The 1,556-nt window shown below is 82.5% G+C and carries 1 protein-coding gene; it reads right to left on the bottom strand.

Going from position 1 to position 1,556, the window contains the following annotated elements; genetic code table 11:
• A partial coding sequence (locus GTR00_RS20525) for a helicase-related protein (protein ID WP_323132646.1) occupies positions 1–1,476 on the bottom strand: 1,476 nt, incomplete at its 3' end.
• Positions 1,477–1,556 lie beyond the last annotated feature (80 nt).

Here is a 1,556-nt window from a genome sequence, read left to right on the forward strand (position 1 = left end):
CAGCCGGCGCACCTCCCGGCGCCACTGCTCCGCCCCCGGCAGCCGGCCCGCGCGCACCGCCCGCCAGGTGGTGACGAGGTCGTCGTCGCGCCCGCGCACGTCCTCGCCCAGCAGCGCGACGACCTCGGCGGCGCGCCCGGCGCCCACCAGCGGGGCGCCCTCCAGCAGGGCCCGGGCCAGGCGCGGGTGCGCGCCGACCGCGGCGGCGGCCCGGCCGGCGGCGGTGACGCGCCCTGCGCCGTCCAGGGCGCCCAGGCGCCGCAGCAGCTCGCGGGCCGCGGTCAGCGGCCCGGCCGGCGGGGCGTCCAGCAGGGGCAGGTCCGCCACCTCCCCCCAGCAGGCGGCCAGCAGCGCGAAGGGGGCCAGGTCGCCGGTGGCGATCTCCGGGGCCGGCTCGGGCACCAGCAGGGCGTGCTCGGCGGCCGACCAGGCCCGCAGCACCGTGCCCGGCCCCTCGCGCCCGGCGCGCCCGGCGCGCTGCTCGGCGCCGGCGCGGGAGACGCGCACGGTGTCCAGGCCGGCCAGGCCGCGGGCGTGGTCCACCCGCGGCACGCGCGCCAGGCCCGCGTCGACGACCACGCGCACCCCGGGGACCGTCAGGCTCGACTCGGCCACCGCGGTGGCCAGCACGACGCGCCGGCGCGGGCCCGCGCGCAGCACCTCGTCCTGCTCGGGCCCCGAGCGCGAACCGGTCAGCACGGCCACGTCCACGCCCGGCAGGTCCAGGCGCCGCTGCACCGCGGCGATCTCCCCCGCGCCGGGCAGGAAGACGAGCACGTCGCCGTCCAGCTCGCCGACGGCGGTGCGCACCAGGTGCGCGACGTGCTCCAGCAGCGCGGGGTCCACCCGCAGCCCCTCCGGGGGGCGCACCGGCCGCGGCGGCGGGCACCAGCGCACCTCCAGCGGGTGCACCGGGGCGGTGGCCGTCACCACGGGCGCGGGGGCGGCGGGCCCCTCGCCCAGCAGCGCCGCCAGCCGGTCCGCCGACAGGGTCGCCGAGGCCGCCACCAGGCGCAGGTCCTCGCGCAGCAGCCGGCGCGCCTGCACGCAGAACGCCAGCGACAGGTCCAGCTCGAGCTGGCGCTCGTGGACCTCGTCGAGCAGGACCGCGCCCACGCCGGGCAGGTCCTCCGCGCCCAGCAGCCGGCGCAGCAGCAGGCCGGTGGTGACCACCTCCACCCGGGTGCCCGGGCCCGCGCGGCGCTCCCCGCGCACCGCGTACCCGACGGTGGCGCCGACCGGCTCGCCCAGCAGGGAGGCCATCCGCGCGGCCGCGGCGCGCGCGGCCACGCGCCGCGGCTCGGCCACCAGCACGCGCCCGGGCAGCGCCTGCGCCAGCGCCAGCGGCACCAGGGTCGTCTTGCCCGTGCCCGGCGGGGCCTGCAGGACCGCCGCGCCCGCCGCGTCCAGCGCGGCCAGCAGGTCGGGCACGACGGCGCCGACCGGCAGGGTGTCCAGCAGTCCGGGCGGCAGCACGGCGCCAGTGTCGCGGGCACCTCGCACGCGCGCCCCCGCGCCCCCGCCGGAGCGGGGGCGCGGGGGCGCGGGGGTGGTCG

The organism is Kineococcus indalonis (assembly GCF_009906395.1).
In the GTDB taxonomy this organism is placed as follows: domain Bacteria; phylum Actinomycetota; class Actinomycetes; order Actinomycetales; family Kineococcaceae; genus Kineococcus; species Kineococcus indalonis.